The 17,243-nt window shown below is 55.8% G+C and carries 17 protein-coding genes and 4 tRNA genes; 15 read left to right on the forward strand and 6 right to left on the reverse strand.

Annotated features, from left to right (window positions below):
* Positions 1–94: 94 nt before the first annotated feature.
* Positions 95–574, forward strand: a complete 480-nt coding sequence (locus tag AC01ZF_RS05580) for an MOSC domain-containing protein (protein WP_424674621.1) — start codon at positions 95–97, stop codon at positions 572–574.
* Here AC01ZF_RS05580 and AC01ZF_RS05585 read toward each other — a convergent pair.
* The gene (locus AC01ZF_RS05585; protein ID WP_424674620.1) at positions 549–1,454 is read right to left on the reverse strand and encodes a universal stress protein; all 906 of its coding nucleotides are present in this window, start codon (positions 1,452–1,454) and stop codon (positions 549–551) included. The genes AC01ZF_RS05580 and AC01ZF_RS05585 overlap by 26 nt on opposite strands.
* Positions 1,455–1,487: 33 nt before the next feature.
* Positions 1,488–1,967, reverse strand: coding sequence for a hypothetical protein (locus AC01ZF_RS05590; RefSeq protein WP_424674619.1), 480 nt, complete (start codon positions 1,965–1,967; stop codon positions 1,488–1,490).
* 201 nt (positions 1,968–2,168) lie between these two features.
* Between AC01ZF_RS05590 and AC01ZF_RS05595 the strand changes: the two genes are divergently transcribed.
* The 10 genes from AC01ZF_RS05595 (at position 2,169) to AC01ZF_RS05640 (ending at position 10,417) form a co-directional block, all read left to right on the forward strand.
* A complete protein-coding gene (locus tag AC01ZF_RS05595) occupies positions 2,169–3,422 on the forward strand; it encodes a glucose-1-phosphate adenylyltransferase (protein WP_424674618.1) in 1,254 nt (417 codons plus the stop codon).
* 43 nt (positions 3,423–3,465) lie between these two features.
* Positions 3,466–4,707, forward strand: coding sequence for a glucose-1-phosphate adenylyltransferase family protein (locus tag AC01ZF_RS05600; protein WP_424674617.1), 1,242 nt, complete (start codon positions 3,466–3,468; stop codon positions 4,705–4,707).
* Positions 4,708–4,752: 45 nt separating this feature from the next.
* A complete protein-coding gene (locus tag AC01ZF_RS05605; protein WP_424674616.1) occupies positions 4,753–5,940 on the forward strand; it encodes a class I SAM-dependent rRNA methyltransferase in 1,188 nt (395 codons plus the stop codon).
* A gap of 132 nt (positions 5,941–6,072) precedes the next feature.
* A complete protein-coding gene (locus AC01ZF_RS05610) occupies positions 6,073–7,281 on the forward strand; it encodes a glycosyltransferase family 4 protein (RefSeq protein WP_424674615.1) in 1,209 nt (402 codons plus the stop codon).
* Between the two features lie 151 nt (positions 7,282–7,432).
* Entirely contained in the window at positions 7,433–8,527 is a 1,095-nt protein-coding gene (aroC, locus tag AC01ZF_RS05615) for a chorismate synthase (RefSeq protein WP_476575193.1), read from the forward strand.
* On the forward strand, positions 8,517–9,122 hold the full coding sequence (locus AC01ZF_RS05620; RefSeq protein ID WP_424674613.1) for a hypothetical protein: 606 nt from the start codon (positions 8,517–8,519) through the stop codon (positions 9,120–9,122). The genes aroC and AC01ZF_RS05620 overlap by 11 nt, the downstream gene beginning before the upstream one ends.
* Before the next feature lie 13 nt (positions 9,123–9,135).
* On the forward strand, positions 9,136–10,104 hold the full coding sequence (locus AC01ZF_RS05625) for a prephenate dehydrogenase (RefSeq protein WP_424674612.1): 969 nt from the start codon (positions 9,136–9,138) through the stop codon (positions 10,102–10,104).
* A gap of 47 nt (positions 10,105–10,151) precedes the next feature.
* Positions 10,152–10,241, forward strand: a tRNA-Leu gene (locus AC01ZF_RS05630).
* A gap of 8 nt (positions 10,242–10,249) precedes the next feature.
* Positions 10,250–10,324 (forward strand) — tRNA-Val (locus AC01ZF_RS05635).
* A 17-nt stretch (positions 10,325–10,341) separates the two neighbouring features.
* Positions 10,342–10,417, forward strand: a tRNA-Phe gene (locus tag AC01ZF_RS05640).
* 330 nt (positions 10,418–10,747) lie between these two features.
* On the opposite strand, the gene AC01ZF_RS05645 is transcribed toward AC01ZF_RS05640, so the two are convergent.
* Positions 10,748–11,101 (reverse strand): CPBP family glutamic-type intramembrane protease, encoded by a 354-nt coding sequence (locus AC01ZF_RS05645; RefSeq protein WP_424674611.1) that lies wholly within the window; start codon positions 11,099–11,101, stop codon positions 10,748–10,750.
* Positions 11,102–11,412: 311 nt separating this feature from the next.
* Between AC01ZF_RS05645 and AC01ZF_RS05650 the strand changes: the two genes are divergently transcribed.
* The 3 genes from AC01ZF_RS05650 (at position 11,413) to fahA (ending at position 14,078) form a co-directional block, all read left to right on the forward strand.
* Positions 11,413–11,488, forward strand: a tRNA-Arg gene (locus AC01ZF_RS05650).
* A 69-nt stretch (positions 11,489–11,557) separates the two neighbouring features.
* Positions 11,558–12,724, forward strand: coding sequence for a homogentisate 1,2-dioxygenase (locus AC01ZF_RS05655; protein ID WP_428112761.1), 1,167 nt, complete (start codon positions 11,558–11,560; stop codon positions 12,722–12,724).
* 106 nt (positions 12,725–12,830) lie between these two features.
* On the forward strand, positions 12,831–14,078 hold the full coding sequence (gene fahA / locus AC01ZF_RS05660; protein WP_424674609.1) for a fumarylacetoacetase: 1,248 nt from the start codon (positions 12,831–12,833) through the stop codon (positions 14,076–14,078).
* Positions 14,079–14,185: 107 nt separating this feature from the next.
* On the opposite strand, the gene AC01ZF_RS05665 is transcribed toward fahA, so the two are convergent.
* Positions 14,186–15,322, reverse strand: coding sequence for a M20 family metallopeptidase (locus AC01ZF_RS05665; protein WP_424674608.1), 1,137 nt, complete (start codon positions 15,320–15,322; stop codon positions 14,186–14,188).
* A 114-nt stretch (positions 15,323–15,436) separates the two neighbouring features.
* Between AC01ZF_RS05665 and AC01ZF_RS05670 the strand changes: the two genes are divergently transcribed.
* The gene (locus AC01ZF_RS05670) at positions 15,437–15,937 is read left to right on the forward strand and encodes a ferritin (RefSeq protein WP_424674607.1); all 501 of its coding nucleotides are present in this window, start codon (positions 15,437–15,439) and stop codon (positions 15,935–15,937) included.
* Between the two features lie 325 nt (positions 15,938–16,262).
* On the opposite strand, the gene AC01ZF_RS05675 is transcribed toward AC01ZF_RS05670, so the two are convergent.
* Positions 16,263–16,835 carry an NYN domain-containing protein gene (locus tag AC01ZF_RS05675; protein ID WP_476575194.1) on the reverse strand — a complete coding sequence of 191 codons (573 nt, stop codon included), beginning with the start codon at positions 16,833–16,835 and terminating at the stop codon, positions 16,263–16,265.
* 29 nt (positions 16,836–16,864) lie between these two features.
* Positions 16,865–17,243: NYN domain-containing protein (locus AC01ZF_RS05680; protein ID WP_476575195.1), on the reverse strand; the 379-nt coding region annotated here is incomplete at its 5' end.

The raw sequence follows: 17,243 nt of genomic DNA on the forward strand, positions 1-17,243 counted from the left end.
TATCCTTATCCTGAACTGACCAACCACTTCAGTATTGTTGTAATAGTCTGATATGATAAGAGATGACAGAGTGGCTGCCAAGAGAGGTTCTTCTATGAATCAAGGATATGTCGTCCAAATCAATGTCAATCCCAACGGTGGTGTGCCAAAACATCCGGTAGCGGTTGCCGAAATCACCTACGACGGAGTGCGGGGTGATCGGCAGCGTGACCGCGAGCACCATGGCGGGCCGCGACGGGCTGTCTGTCTCTATTCTATCGAACGGATCATAGCGTTACAGGCGGAGGGTCACCCCATTGCACCTGGTACCATCGGCGAAAATCTGACGATTGGCGGCCTCGATTGGGATCGATTGGCGATTGGGGACCGCTTGTTCATCGGCGCATGGGTTGAATTGGAGATTACCGAATACACGACACCGTGCAATACGATTGCCGGCTCATTTCAACGGGGCTGGTTCAGTCGCGTCAGTCAACGCCTCTACCCTGGATGGAGCCGGCTGTATGCACGGGTAATCAACGAAGGCGAAGTGAAGGTTGGTGATGCGGTCATCCATCTTTGTGCCGGTGAGTAGCAGTCTCATGAGACGATGGATAGAGCGCCAGCACCGGTACCGGACTACCCCGAATCAGCTTGTCGGCAGTACTTCCCACCATCAACTGTCGCCAACCACCTTGTCCACGTGTTGCGAGAGCAATCGTGTCTACGTTTAGCTCACGACTGAGGTTGAGCAACGCGCGTGCCGGTTGGTCGGCTGTACCGACGGCAATGTCGGTAGGGGTACCTTGGGCTTCAAGTCGAGTTGCCACTGCCTGTAAGTAGGCTTCGATGTGCTGCGTGTCGATGTCTGGGTTCGGCGGTGAGCGGAGTCTATCAATGACGCGGGCTAAAATCAGCCGTGCATTATCGAGTGCGGCTAAGGCTTGCACCACCGGTAGAATCTTCTCGGCAAGTGGCGAACCATCAAGTGGGACGAGGATACGTTGGAGCGGTTGAGCGGCGCGTTGAGCCGATTCGCCCGGTCGCATAATCCAGAGTGGTGTATGGGTTAACCGCAACAGGGCCTCAGTAACGCTTCCCAGCCAGAAATATTCAAAACCACTCCAACCGTGTGTTGTCATGACGATCATGTTGGCCTGAATGGTTTGCGCATGCGCAGCCAACGTCTCAGCGACCGGACCCTCAAGGCGTGTGGTCACAACATCTAACCCATGCAAAAGGGGGGATTGAGCGGTTTGTGCCAGATAAAACCGTTCGTGCTCAGCCGCCAATGAATGCAGTTCGGCATCGATTACCGGTAACGTCTCGATCACAATCGGTGTCAACGCATTTGGATAATGGACGTGAACGAGATGGACAGTAGCGTCTGTGGCGCGAGCCAACCGAGCGGCCGCAGCAAGCGCTTGCTCGCCGACCGGAGAGCCATCGAGGGGAATGAGAATGGTACGGAACATGGCGCGCCTCCTTCTCTATGTCGTAGTTGGCCGTTACCGAAAATCGATCCGGATCAATCGCCATTGATCGTTTTCTTTGTGTAATCGAGCGGTAAATGCTTGGCTGGAGCCATCGGTGTACATGATCGATCCACCGATCTCGGCGCTCTCCCCCTCAACAAGATTAACGGTAAAGTTAAAACTTGTGATCGATACATCCTGAACCTCACGGAACAATCGGCGGTTGGCAAACAATTGTTCAAGATCGCGGCGTGTTACCCTAGTTTGAGTGGAATCGGCGAAGATTGCTAATGCAGCAGCGGTATCGTTTCGTCGACCTGCATCTATGAAATCGATCACTACCTGTTTAATAGCCGCCAGATCGGTGCGCGAATAATTGAAGAGTTGCCAACCACTAAAGGCAAGTAGTCCGCAACACGAGACGAGAGCTATTCCTCCGGTGATTGCGATGATGAGGAGAACTCGTGAACAACCAAACGATGATGACTGTATCGGCATCGGATACTGGTCCATGGCTCGGTTCCGCTTTCTAGTATATTCACTATAGCAGAAGATTTGGTATTGTTGCGGTTGGAGATGGTGGCAGTTAAGCAGTCATCGCACAACCGAGCTGTATGTAATCGTAACAACGCTTGTGACCCTCCGCATTGCACGATCACTCACTTGCCTTTACAATCGAAACGCAGCCGGGTTTTGCAATGGTACGGGAGGCGTATGCGAATTATAGCAATGATTATGGCAGGCGGCGAAGGCACTCGTCTGAGTGTACTTTCGGAAAAGCGGGCAAAGCCATCGGTGCCGTTCGCCGGTAAGTTTCGCATTATCGATTTTACCCTCTCGAATTGCGTCAATTCCGGCATTTTCGATGTAGCAGTATTGACGCAATACCGACCCCATTCGCTCAACGAGCATATTGGGATCGGCAAACCGTGGGATCTCGACCGGAACCGTGGTGGTGTGCGGTTGTTGCAGCCGTATCAAGGTCGACGCGATGAGTCGTGGTATCGAGGTACCGCCGATGCGATCTACCAGAATCTGAACTACATTCAAGAACGACGCGCCGATCTGGTATTAGTTCTCTCCGGTGACCATATCTATAAAATGAACTACAACGACATTATCGACACCCACCTGCGCAAACGGGCCGACTTAACGGTGGCAGTAATGGAGGTCCCTCTGGAAGAGACGGATCGCTTTGGGATTATGACGACCGATGAGAACGACCGGATCATCGAGTTTACCGAGAAACCCAAGGCGCGCGATAAGGGAAATCTGGCCTCGATGGGTATTTATGTTTTCAATACCGATATCCTCATCCGGCGTTTGTCGGAGGGTGGGCCGGAGCGACCGCGGATCGATTTCGGTAAAGATGTCATTCCGGCGATGGTAGCCGAGGATCGCGTGTTTGCCCATCGCTTTAAGGGTTATTGGGTTGATGTTGGGACGATTCAGTCGTATTGGGAAACGAGTATGCAACTGCTCGATCCCTCGCTCGATTTCGATCTGTTCGATCCAAATTGGCTGATTCGCACTCGTAGCGAAGAACGACCACCGGCCAAGATCGGGCCACAAGCGCGGGTTCATCAGTCGATTATCTGTAACGGTTGTACGATCCGTGGTACGGTAATACACTCGGTGTTGTCGCCGGGCGTGTATGTGTCACCGGGTGCGATTGTCCGCGATAGCGTGGTGATGAACGATACGTGGATCGGTCCTGGGGCGGTGCTCGACCGCGTGATCGTCGATAAAAAAGTTGTGGTCGGTGCCGGTGTGCGACTCGGTTTCGGCGATGATTTGACGGTGCCCAACCGCAAACAGCCCGATAAAATCAATTGTGGTGTGACCGTGGTCGGTAAAGCGGCGCATATTCCTGCCGGTGTTACCATCGGGCGCAATGTGGTGATCAACCCTGATCGTGATACTGAAGATTTTCCTGCCGGTGATGTGCCGTCAGGAGAGACGATCTGATCGACCGGTCAAGTGATTCGCCGAACACAGCGTTGGAGTAGTTATGTTACGTACTCTTGTGATGATCCTGGCCGGTGGTGACTCACCGGCGTTGAGCGTGCTTACCGCTGAGCGTACCGAAGCGGCGGTACCGTTTGGCGGCAAGTATCGGATTATCGATTTTGCCCTCTCGAATTGTGTCAATTCAGGGTTATACAATGTTGCAGTCCTGACCCAGTATCGACCTCGTTCACTTCACGCCCATCTCGGTGTTGGCCGCCCATGGGACTTAGACCGTGCCCAAGGTGGGTTGCGTATCCTGCATCCCTCACCAACACCCGATGGTGGTGGCTGGCAACGCGGTACGGCCGATGCAGTGCGCTACAATCTCGATCTGGTCGAGGATCAGCCGGTTGATGCCGTGCTGTTGTTGGCCGGTGACCATATCTACAAAATGGATTACCGTCCCTTGCTTGAGCTACACGAAGAACGCAATGCCGATCTGACAATGGCGGTACGGAGTGTCAGCCCACACGATGCGTATCGCTATGGGATCGTATCGGTCGGTAGTGGCGGGCGGGTTGACCGTTTCGTTGAAAAGCCGCGTCGCGCCGACTCGAATCTCGCTTCCATGGGCATCTACGTCTTTCGTAAACAGTATTTGATCGATCTGCTACGCTCGACCGATGCCGTCGATTTTGGTCGTCATATTCTGCCACAGATTGTCACAACCGCTCGTGCCTATGCCTATAATTTTCAAGGGTATTGGGCTGATGTCGGTACGGTGCAGGCCTACTATGAGGCTAATCTGGCCTTACTGGCCGAAACACCGGCGCTCGACCTGTACGATCCAGAATGGGTGATCCATACGGTTAGTTCCGACCGGCCGGGAGCCGAGATTGGTGTACAAGCACGGGTCGAAAATAGCTTGTTGAGCGATGGTTGCCGTGTCTATGGCACCGTGATCGGGTCGGTGCTGTCGCCCGGCGTGGTGGTCGCACCGGGGGCAATTGTGCGCGACTCAATTGTGCTTGGTGATGCAATCGTTGAGGCAGGGGCAGTGCTTGATCGTTGTATCATCGATGAAGGAGTGCGGATCGGGGAAGGGACACGGGTTGGTGATGGCGATGAAAATACGCCCAATACCGAAGCACCAGAACGTTTGAATACCGGTTTGACGCTGGTTGGTCTGAAAGCATGCATTCCTGCCGGTGTGCGAATTGGGCGGAATGTTGCGATCCGACCACGGACGCAACCTTCGGCGTTTCCTACCGATGGGTATGTGCCGAGTGGGGCGACGGTGTAAAGCACGCCTGGCTATCGAGGCCGCGATTATGATGTGAATGACGCTATGCCACCAATTGCCGATATAACTATCGATCCGTCACTTCGGACTCGGCTGCAACAGGGGCATCCGTGGGTCTACCGTAACCATCTGATCGGCGCCGAACGGTTGCATTCCGGACAGTGGGTGCGTGCTCGTTGTGGTGGTCTTACCGTCTACGGTCTGTACGATGCGCATAGTCCGATTGCTCTCCGTATCTACAGCCGCAACGGTCCACCCGATCAAGCTTGGATTCGCGAGCGGGTGTGGGAGGCGTGGGAGTTGCGGGCATCGTTGCGTGATAATGGTCAGACGACGGCTTACCGCTGGATTTATGGTGAGGGCGATAATCTACCCGGGATCGTCGTCGATCGCTACGGTGATTATGCCGTGATCCAAACCTACGCCGAAAGTGTGCAAACCATTGTGCCAACGGTGACTGCCGCATTGCGTGCGGTTGATCCTCAGATACGTGGTGTCGTACAGCGTCCGCGGCTCGATGATGATGACGCGGACGCTGCCAAGCCGGTCTTGTTGTGGGGTGAATGGCCGCCGCGTAATTTGGTCGTGCAGGAGAATGGCCTGTTTTTTTACGTAGATATGCTCTATGGGCAAAAGACCGGCCTCTTTCTCGATCAGCGTGATAATCGGCGTACCCTTGAGGGGTTCGTTGCTGGGGCGAGTGTGCTTAACTGCTTTGCCTACACCGGCGGTTTTTCGCTGTATGCGTTGCGTGGCGATGCTGCGGAAGTAGTGAGCTGTGACGTGGGGCGTGGTTTAGCCGAAGCCACTGCCGCCAATATTGCGCTCAACCGCTTACCGGCGGAACGCCATCACTTCGAGACAGAGGATTGTTTTACCTTGCTCGATAGTTATGCCAAAGTGGGGCGTACATTCAATGTCGTCATCCTCGATCCACCGAGCTTTGCCCGCTCGCGTACCAATCTTCACGCTGCACAGCGCGCATACATTCGGCTCAACATGCTGGGGCTGCGCTGTGTTGAACCCGGTGGCTTACTGATCAGTTCTAGTTGTACCGCTCAGATTGGCCCAGAACAGTTTCGTCATCTCCTCGGTGAAGCTGCGGCGCAAGCGCATCGCCGCCTACAGATTATCCATGAAGCCGGTCAACCGCTCGATCACCCGGTACCGGCCGGCTTTCCCGAAGGACGTTACCTGAAATGTATTATTGCTCGTGTGCAACCGTTCGTGTAACGTGAACCGTTTAACCGGTTGCTTGTCGTGGGAGCAGATGGCGGTGGTGAACGTCGATTGATAAGCTCCTATGACGTATTTGTTATGCCTCTGTAAAGCAATTATTGTGTTGGCTATGCTATAATCTGGGCCATGCATGTACTACAGATTGCGTGGGAATACCCCCCTCACATCGTTGGCGGTTTAGGCCGCCATGTGGCAGATTTAGTGCCGGCATTGATCGAACACGATGTAACGGTAACCGTCATCACTCCACAATTACGTGGCGGTGAGTCGTTCGAACGTCAGCAACAGATCACTATCTGCCGGGTTGCCATTCCGCCGCTCGATACCGATGACTTCCCCGGCTTTGTCCATCACGCCGGGCGGCATCTTGAACACGCAGCCCATGCCCTGTTTCCCGGTGGCCGACCCGATCTGATCCACGTCCACGATTGGTTGACCGCCGAGGTTGGGATTACGCTCAAGCACCATTGGCGCGTCCCGCTGATTGCTACCATCCATGCGACCGAACGTGGACGTGGGCGTGGTGATTTGAATGGGCATCGAGCACAGCACATTAACGATCTCGAATGGCGCTTGACCTACGAAGCATGGCGGGTGATTGTTTGTTCGCACTTTATGGCGCGCCAGATCCGTGAATACTTCACGACGCCACCAGACAAGATCGATGTTATTTCAAATGGAGTTCATATTCCACCACAACCGTTTGAAACGCCGGCGGAATGGGTCGCCTTTCGGCGCCGTTTTGCTGCCGATAACGAAGCATTGGTGATTTTTGTCGGACGGCTCGTTTACGAAAAGGGTGTGCATGTCTTACTTGAGGCATGGTCACGGGTTATTGCAGAAATACCGGCTCGCTTAGTGATCGCCGGGACCGGTGGTGCTTTCGATGAACTCAAGTGGCAGGCCGCAGCGTTGGGGGTGCCGGTTGAGTTTCTCGGCTATATCAGTGACGAAGATCGGAACCGGTTGTATGCCGTGGGTGATGTGGCCGTCTTCCCCTCGCTCTACGAGCCGTTTGGGATTGTGGCGCTGGAAGCCTTTGCAGCCGGTTGTCCGGTGATTGTCTCTGATGCCGGTGGGTTGGCCGAGGTTGTACAGCACGAACTGAACGGGTTAGTTGTCCCGGCCGGTAATGCGATGGCGCTCGCCAATGCGTTACTGACCACGTTACACGCCCCCGCCGAGTCGCGGATGCGTGCGGCACGTGGGGCTGCACTGGCCCGCGCTTACTACACATGGAACCGAATTGCCGGAGAGGTAAAGGCGGTGTACGATCGGGTATGGACGGAGTGGAAGGCTGGTGCATGGGGAAAAGAGATTATGCGTCGCGCATGACGCGAAGAATACCGGCACAGTGCGATTACCTGGCACCGCCAGCGTAACAACGTTAGCGCTTACGTGTGGGTACAATCAAGAGAGACTTTTACATGAACAAAGGGGTACCGGCGAAGATGGTCGCAGATCATGGTTAATTGAGGGAGCGGATATGCCCGGAAATAGCTTTGGTCACGTCTTTCGGTTGACAACGTGGGGTGAATCGCATGGTCTGGCCGTAGGGTGTACCGTAGATGGTTGCCCGGCCGGGTTGCCGCTCGATGTGGCTGATATTCAACGCGAACTCGACCGGCGGCGGGTTGGTCAAAGCCGGGTTAGTTCGCAACGGCGCGAAGCTGATGAGGTACAGATACTCTCCGGTGTGTTTGAGGGTCGCACCACCGGTACGCCGATAACGATGGTTGTTTACAATACCGATGCTAAATCTCACCACTACGAAACTATCAAAGATGCCTACCGGCCCGGCCACGCCGATTACACGTGGGACGTAAAATACGGCTTTCGCGATTGGCGTGGTGGTGGGCGTTCGTCGGCCCGCGAGACGATTGGGCGGGTAGCCGGCGGTGCCATTGCGCGTAAGCTGTTGGCGACGGTGGGGGTAACGATTGTGGGGTATACCCTCCAATTGGCCGATTTGCGCGCCGAGGTCTTTGACGAAGCAGAGATCGAACGCAACATCATGCGGTGCCCTGATGCGCGGGTGGCAGCGTTGATGGTTGAACGTGTCGATCAGGCGCGCCGCGAACTCGACTCGCTGGGTGGGATCGTTGAAGTGCGGGCGCGAGGGGTGCCTCCCGGTCTCGGTGAGCCGGTGTTTGATAAGCTACAAGCTGATATTGGTAAGGCCATGTTCTCGATTCCGGCGATCAAAGGGGTTGAGATTGGTGAAGGGTTTGGGGTGGCAATGCTGCGTGGCTCGCAGAACAACGATCCGTTCATCCAGCGCGATGATGGTTCAATCGGTATGGCCTCTAACCATCACGGTGGTATTCTCGGCGGCATTTCAACCGGCGAGGAGATCGTGGTGCGATTGGCAGCCAAACCCCCGGCCAGCATTGCCCGCCCGCAACAAACGGTTGACCGCGACGGTAACCCGGTGACGATTGAGGTGCATGGTCGTCATGACCCAACCGTCTTGCCGCGTCTCGTACCGGTGGCCGAAGCCATGCTGGCATTGGTACTGGCCGATCATCTGTTGCGACAGCGGCTTGCTCGGGTGTCGTGGTCGGAGCGTGATGATGGGTGAGCGGGAGCGACCCAAGCTACCGGTGCGGCATTTACCGGCCCTGGCGAGTGTCGCCGGAATAAGCTGGGCGCTGGTAATTGGGATGGTGATCGGTGTTGATCTGGCACGAGGGCCAAATCTGCTCTCACCACTGCACCTGGTCTTTCACGGAATGGCTCTGCTGACCGGGATCATCACCTTTTGGCCGTTAGAACGTTGGCTCGGTTTACCCGGTCTGACCGTCGAGGGTGGGTTGGGGGTGTGGTTGTTGCTTACCACGATCGCGATTGTCCCGGCGCCGACCGGTACATTACTTGATCCCCCAGACATGCCGGTGTATGCCCTGATCCTGTTTGCCGTGTTTCTTTGTGTGGCTGTCCTGATCAGGCCAGTGATTGCAGTTTTGAGTCGGCGGTGGCTAGCGCTGAAAGCCTGGGCGCTCGACAATCGGCGCGTGCGACGTGAAGCGTATGAAGTTGGCCTCTTTGCAGCGGCTACCTTAGCGTTAGCCGCGCTGCGCATTCTCGATCCGATCAAACTCATCGCGCTGGCTATTATCCTAGTGTTGGTCGAAATCATCTTGTTGTCATTCATTGGCGTCGAATCGACGGGATAATGTAGAGGAGCGTATGATCCGAATCGCAATTATTGGGCTTGGTCTGATCGGGGCCTCACTGGGGATGGCGTTGCGGAACGCCGATCCCAAAGAGTCGCCGCTCGGCCCGATTGAGGTAGTGGGGTTTGATCGCGAGCCACGGGTGACGCGCGAGGCACGCGGGCGGTTGGCTATCGATCGGGAAGCGCGTACATTGGCCGAAGCAGTGCGCGAGGCGCAGATCGTGATCGTGGCGACACCGGTGCGTGCGATGCAAGAGGTATTCCAGGAGCTTGCCACACTGTTGCCTGCTGGGGCAGTGGTGACAGATGTTGCCAGTACCAAGGCCCAAGTTTGTCGTTGGGCTAACGAACTATTGCCGCGTACCGTGAGTTTTGTTGGCGGGCACCCGATGGCCGGGCGGGAAAAATCGGGTCCGGCAGCCGCCGATCCTGACCTGTTCCGTGAGGCGATTTACTGCCTTACTGCAACGCACGATACCGTATCGCAAGCGGTCGAAGCGGTCGAAGTACTCGTGCGCACGGTTGGGGCTAAGCCCTACTATATCGACCCCGAAGAGCACGATGTGTACGTTGCCGGCATTTCCCATCTCCCCCTCCTCCTCTCGGTGGGGTTGGTCACCGCCACCGGTAGTAGCCCGGCGTGGAAGGAGATGGCGCCGTTGGCGGCCACCGGGTTTCGCGATGTCTCACGCCTTGCCTCCGGTGACCCACAGATGCAACGCGACATTTTGCTCACCAATCCGCATGGCTTGACGCGCTGGATTGATGAACTGATCCGGTTTCTGGTCACAGTCCGTGAGCAGATCAATGCTGGTGATGTGGCTGCCATTGAACAGATACTACAACAGGCCAAAGCTACCCGCGATGCCTGGCTCGAGAGCAAGCCGCACTTGCGTCCTGGTGAAGCCGATTTCACGGCAATGCCCACTGTTGAGCGACCTAGCCTGCTCGGTTTTCGCTTGCCCAAGCGCGAGCAGTGAGATTTGACAACTAGGCTGTCATTTCGTATAATAACGAGGCGTTGAGCGCCCAGGTGGCGGAATTGGCAGACGCGCTAGGTTGAGGGCCTAGTGAGCTAACCACGCTCGTAAGGGTTCAAGTCCCTTCCTGGGCACCACACGTTGGGGGCGATTAGCTCAGCGGTAGAGCACCTCGCTTACACCGAGGGTGTCGGCGGTTCGAACCCGTCATCGCCCACCACTTCTGATGGGTGGTGCGCCAAGATAGCTCAGTTGGTAGAGCATCGCGCTGAAAACGCGAGGGTCGCCGGTTCGAGTCCGGCTCTTGGCACCATAATACATAGCACCCGCTCTGAATTCTAGAGCGGGTTTTTTGTTGTCTCGAATTCCTCCGATCAAAGGCTGTAATGGTGAGTAAGTGTACATGAGGTGTCGCTCGCGCTCTGAGCGTATCCGCGGTGTATCGAACGGTTGTCCTGATGCGGCAAGACCCCCTACATATAGTTGTCTTATCCACATCTCTCCACAAAATGTGGATAGCAATTATTATTATTCGGTTAAGCGACGATAAAATGTGCTAGATTTAGTGGGAGGGGCTATGTGTGAATAAAACCACTGACCCCTCAACACCTTTAGGCATCCCGTCTGTGGAACGTCTTGCTCATCAGCTTCGAGCCAGCGCCGGAATGATAAAGATGTCGGCCACCATGGCCACAAGGCTGAGGCCGTGCAACCACACAGCAGCCCAGACGTTGCGGGTGCGTAGCACCAGATAACCGCCAATGATCCCAATCGGTACGGCCATACCCACCATCAGCCAGCGCTCGAACATCGGCACCGGCGCGACGAAGAGATGATTGAGCGCGTAGAGTAGGGTGGTGATGGCGACTGTCAGATGAGCGTTAAGACCGGCATCGCGTAAGCCAAGGAGCAACACACCACGCCAGAGTAGTTCTGCGGCCAGCACCAGCACCGGGAAGAGGTAGAGGAAACCCATTCCGACCAGAATCGTCTCCATCGCCTCCATCGGTGCGCCACCACCACGGTAAAGGTGTTTACCCAGTCGAGTAGCATGAGCACAGCTCCAATCCCACCACCCCAGATCGTAGCAGCGCGCAGATTTGTGCGGGTGACACCGAGCATAGCCCAACTACTGCTGCGCCCTTTGCGCCTTTGCACCCTTTGCGCCCTTTGCGCCCTTTGCGCCTTTGCGTTACACCATTGTACACGTTCCGTATCAATTTGCGGCAAAACATCACACAACGAAGGTTGCAGTCTTTCGCCACGTTGCACAAGAAAGGCGAATGTGCTACACTATTGACGCCGAATGGCCCGGTAGCTCAATGGATAGAGCAACGGTCTTCGGAACCGTTGGTTGGGGGTTCGAGTCCCTCCCGGGTCGCCAGCGCGCCCGACGCAGCAGCGCCGGGCGCAACCTGTTATCAGACGACACCGCAGCACAAGGAGGTGTGCGATGCCGTTTTACCAGCGTCTCGGTCAGATCCCTCACAAGCGCCATACCCAGTTTCGGAAGCCAAATGGTAAGCTCTATCGTGAAGAGGTGATGGGGCTAGAAGGCTTTCACGGGATTCAGTCGATCCTTTACCACCACTTCTTGCCTCCGCGTGTCCTACGTGCCGAGTTGGTGGGTCCGGTCAAACCGGAGTATGTCGAGTTCGGTCCGATCCGCCACCGTGCTTTTGCGACGGCTCATATCCCTGCCGGTGGAGATCCGGTTAGTGCTCGGATTACTTTGCTCGGTAACAACGATGTTACGATCGGTGTGAGCCGCCCCACCGAGAGTATGACCGGCTTCTATCGCAATGCACAAGCGTATGAGGTGTGGTTTGCGCACGAGGGCAGCGGTGAGCTACTCTCGCAGTTTGGACGCCTACCCTTCAATCCCGGCGACTATCTGGTCATCCCTTTCGGTACCACGTGGCAAATGCGGCTCAACGGTCCGGCGCGCTTTTTAGTCATTGAAGCCGCCAGCCAAATTGCCCCGCCCAAGCGGTATCGCAATCAGTTTGGTCAGTTGCTTGAGCATGCGCCCTATTGCGAGCGGGATATTCGCGGTCCTGGTGAGTTGCTCACCTTTACCGATACCGGCGAGTTTGAGGTGTTGGTGAAGGTACGCGATCAGCTTACGCGCCACGTCCTCGATCACCATCCCTTTGATGTGGTGGGCTGGGATGGCTATCTATACCCGTGGGCCTTTTCCATCCACGACTTTGAGCCGATTACTGGTCGTATCCACCAGCCGCCGCCGGTACATCAGACCTTCGAGGGCCATAATTTCGTAGTGTGTTCGTTCGTGCCGCGTCTGTTCGATTATCATCCTGAAGCGATCCCGGCTCCGTACAATCACTCGAACGTTAACTCCGATGAGGTGATTTATTACTGCGATGGTAACTTCATGTCGCGCCGTGGTATTGAGCGATGTGACATAACTTTGCATCCTGCCGGTTTGCCGCACGGTCCGCAGCCGGGTAGCACCGAAGCTAGTATCGGTGCCAAAGAAACGCGCGAGTTAGCCGTGATGATCGATACCTTCCATCCGCTGCATCTGACGACTGCCGCGCTCGAGTTGGAGAAGGCGGGGTATATGGATTCGTGGAGCGTGGGTGATCCGGAAGGTTAGTTGGTGGATGTCGTTCTGATTGTTGGTTCCCTCCCTTCCTATCTCGCCGTGAGGTGGGTGGGGAGGTAAGGTATATGATAGCGTAGCCCTCTTGCATACCAAATCTATGCCATTGCAAAGTTTTGTTTCTATTACACCTGACAGTGATTTTCCGCTCGAAAATCTGCCCTACGGTGTCTTCCGTCTGCGTAGTGGCGGTACGGCGCGGGTCGGGGTGGCGATTGGTGAATACGTACTCGATCTCGCAGTGCTCGATGAGGCCGGTTTGTTGGCTTCGACGCCGGTGGCCGGGCAAGGGTTGTTTGCCCGTGATACCCTTAACGGATTTATGGCTGCGGGTCCGGCGGCGTGGCAGGCAGTGCGGAGGACGTTGCAACGGCTGCTTGCCGCCGATGAGCCAACGTTGCGCGATCACCAGTCGCTGCGCGACGCCGCGCTGATCCGGCAAAGCGAGGTTGAGCTGCTGCTGCCGGTGCAGATCGGCGATTTCACCGACTTCTACTCGTCGCTTTACCATGCCACCAACACCGGCAAGATGCTGCGTCCTGATAGTCCCCCACTCTACCCAAATTGGCGGCATATGCCGGTAGCTTACCATGGTCGGGCTAGTACTGTGGTGGTCAGCGGTACACCGATTCGCCGTCCCTGTGGTCAGATTAAGCCATCCCATAGTCCAGAACCGTTCTTTTCACCGTCACGTGCCCTCGATTTCGAGGTTGAGTTGGCGATGGTTATCGGTGTGGGTAACGAGTTGGGGGTTTCGGTACCGATTGCGCAGGCTGAAGAGCACATCTTTGGCTTTGTGATTCTCAATGACTGGAGCGCGCGCGATATTCAGGGGTGGGAGTATCAGCCGCTTGGCCCCTTCTTGTCAAAGAGTTTTGCGACGACGATTAGCCCGTGGGTGGTTCCACTCGCAGCACTCGAACCGTTCCGCTGTAGTGGTGAGCCACAAGACCCGCCACCGTTGCCGTATCTGCAACCGCCACGACCAGGACATTTTGATGTCACGCTCGAAGTCTGGCTCAACGATACGCGCGTTTGCCAGACCAATGCTCGTCATCTGTACTGGAGTTTTGCCCAGCAGCTTGCACATCATACGGTGAATGGTTGTCGGCTGCGGCCCGGTGATCTGATGGGTTCGGGAACGATCAGTGGTCCAACGAAGGAGTCGCGGGGTTGCCTGTTTGAGTTGACGTGGCGTGGTACTGAGCCGATCCAACTGGCCGATGGCTCAACGCGGCGTTGGTTGGATGATGGTGACATGGTGACGATGCGGGCGTGGGCGCAGGGTGATGGGTACCGCATTGGGTTTGGTGAGGCGACGGGGACGATTGTGGCAAATTCGTCGTAGTGGGGCGCACGGCTGTGCGACCCACCGTTGTGTACCCCACCATTATGCGTCCCACCGTCGTGTGTCCAACCGTCGTGCGCCCCACCGTTGCAACCATCCTGCTGCGCCTAGACTTCTTCCAACAATGCACACAACAACGCAGTGCGTTCGATCAGTCCACGTCGGCTGATCTGTTCGTGGTCGGCATGGGCACCGGCACCGGGACAACCCAAGCCGTCGAGGGTGGGAATGCCGAGCGCAGCGGTGAAATTGCCATCACTGCCGCCGCCGGTGCTGCCTTCACGGATATCTAACCCTAACGCTGCACCAAGTTCTTGCGCGCGGGTAAAGAGCGCAGCACTCGCCGGCGTGCGTTCCATCGGTGGTCGGCGTACACTCCCACTTACTTTCACCTGTGTTCCCGGAGTTACCGGCTTGAGGGCCATCATACCTGCTTCGATCCGCTCCGCTTCGGCTTGTGTCCATACCCGCACATCAACCTCCATCCACGCTTCGGCGGGGACAACATTGGGGCGGGTACCGCCACCGGCTACGCCAACGTTCACCGTCGTGCCAATGGCCGGATTGGCCAACGCATTGATCGCCAGAATCTGGTGTGCTAGTTCGGTCAAGGCGCTAACCCCTTTCTCCGGCTCAACACCGGCGTGAGCGGCACGACCGGTAATGGTAACCCGGAAGGCACCACCACCCTTGCGCGCCGTCTTCAGCGCGCCATCCGGTTCGGTTGGCGGTTCGATCACCAGGACGTGGGCTGACTGTTGGGCAGTTGCTTCGATCAGTTTACGCGATGTGGGACTACCGATCTCTTCATCCGATGTCAACAGCACGATAACCGGTCGGCGTAAGCGTGGTGCAGGGTGACCAAATCCACCGAGTGCGGTGTAGACCATCGCGATACTCGCTTTCATATCATACGCCCCCGGCCCGAACGCGCGGTCATCGGTCAGGGTAAAGGGGCGTTGAGTGACCGTTCCTGCCGGCCACACCGTATCGTAATGGCAGAGCACCAGCGCCGGCGGTAACGATGGCTCGGCGACATCGGTTATAGTCACGCGCAGATGGTCACCGCCGGCAGGGTTGGTAATGCGCTCAACGGTGCCAATGCGGGCGAAGAGAGCGGCTAGCTCATCGGCGCACGCATCGAGTAAGACTTTATCGGTACTCGGTGATTCAAGGTGAACGAGGCGGGCGATGAGGTCGAGCATTGCCGACTCGTGGGTAGCGATATGGGTACAGGTAAGCATGTCTTTCTCCGCAATCAAATTGAAGTGTAGCGTAGTATAACAGAGGTCTCTCATTTCATAGATATGTGTGTTATAATGAAGATCGTACCCTGATGAACGAAAAAGAGGATTGTTATGCTAAGTGAACAGGTGTTACAGGCACTGAACCGTCAAATCACCTATGAGTATGCCGCATCGTACACCTATCTAGCGATGGCTGCTTATTTCGAGTCGCTCTCACTCACCGGTTTTGCTCACTGGTTTCGGGTGCAGAGTGAAGAGGAGCGCGAACACGCATTGCGCTTCTTCGATTACGTGAACAACCGTGGTGGGCGGGTGATGTTGGGGGCGATTGATGAGCCTCAGAATGAGTTTGCTTCGCCGCTCGATGCCTTCGAGCGGGTGCTGGCCCACGAGCAGCGGGTAACTGCGTCGATCAATGCGATCTATGCTCTCGCAGCCCAAGAAAACGACTACGCCACGATGAGCATGCTCAAGTGGTTTATCGACGAGCAAGTTGAGGAAGAGAAGAGCGTTGACGAAATCATTCAGCATCTCAAACTGATTGGCAACGATGGGGTTGGTCTGCTGTTGCTTGACCGGCAATTGGCAGAACGGTCGGGAGAGGAAGAGTAGCCCTGTTCGGCACCGGTCTGTCCTCTCCGCCTACCGATAGGTTGTGGAGTGACGACAGATTCAGGCGGGTAGTGCCGCGCCGCGGGGTGATGCGGCGTGGCCGTTCTCCAACCAGTAGAAGCAAGGTGGCTATTTCGTAGCAAGCGACCGGATGGTGGTGTGCCTTAGCATCTTGCAACCCACTCGCCTTACACTGGATTGATCCCCGGGCAAGGTTACCGTTGGTTGCTCAACACACGACTCACTGTGATTGCGGTACGTGTGGTGATAAACAGCAATCAAATATCCTTCACCGAAAAAGCCGGCTTACCGGCAACGCTAACCTTCAATCGCAATCCATTCCGTGTGCATCCAAATCCGGTAGCACCTTACTCCCGTCAGGAACGGCACGGCGCAGGGCGAGCACGACATATGAAGTTGGCAGACGCACGATGCAGTAGTTCGTTCCTTGACAAACGCACTGCATATATTCGATAAACTTCGCAAATCCCAATTTGCCTAGTTGAAAGTCGGGAATGGCATACATGACAGCTTCTTTGATGACCGGAAGTGCTATTCCTTTCTGAACTAAATCAACTGACGTTGTTGTATTTTGTGCGTACCAATCGAGGATCTCTCTGGTTTTGGCAACAATGTTCTCTGGTGTAGGCTCGGGCACTTTCGCCACCTGCTCGGCGAGGCGAATATTGCGCGAGTCGGTAACCCCGATCTGACCGAGGGCATGCACTGGCTGAACCTTCTCTTCCGGGTCGGTAATCCAAACGAATTCGTCACACACCGCTTGAAACGTCTTGTTGACTGCCGAACGGTACGCGCAACCGATGACCGTCTTGCCATATTCGTGCAGCTTTTTGGCCAGAGCGGCAAAACCGCCATCACCGGATACAATTACAAACACAAGCAAACGAAGCAGCTTAGTCCGCAAACTCAAGCGGTGGCGGCAAAACCGCCATCACCGGATACAATTACAAACAAGTTGAGACCAGGACGGATATACGCGAGATCGATGGCATCAATCGCAAGTTGCACATCGGCCGCATTCCGCTTCGGTTCTCTGGCAAACCCGAAGACTTGGATCGGATCGATACCAAGTCCGTTGATTTCATCGCGCATAACGCCAAGGCGCGGATCACTCCAATTGGCGTAAGCGCGCTGCACAGCGATATGGCCGATCTTACCCGTCTGCCGGAGTGCTGTGAGTATCTTCCTGAGCGACACGTTAGTAATCGTCTGGGTTGAGAAACCGTAGCCCTTAATGAGGTTCTCGATATCGTAAAAGATGGCGGTATTGAACGACATTGGTGTT

It is taken from the genome of Chloroflexus sp. (assembly GCF_056331925.1).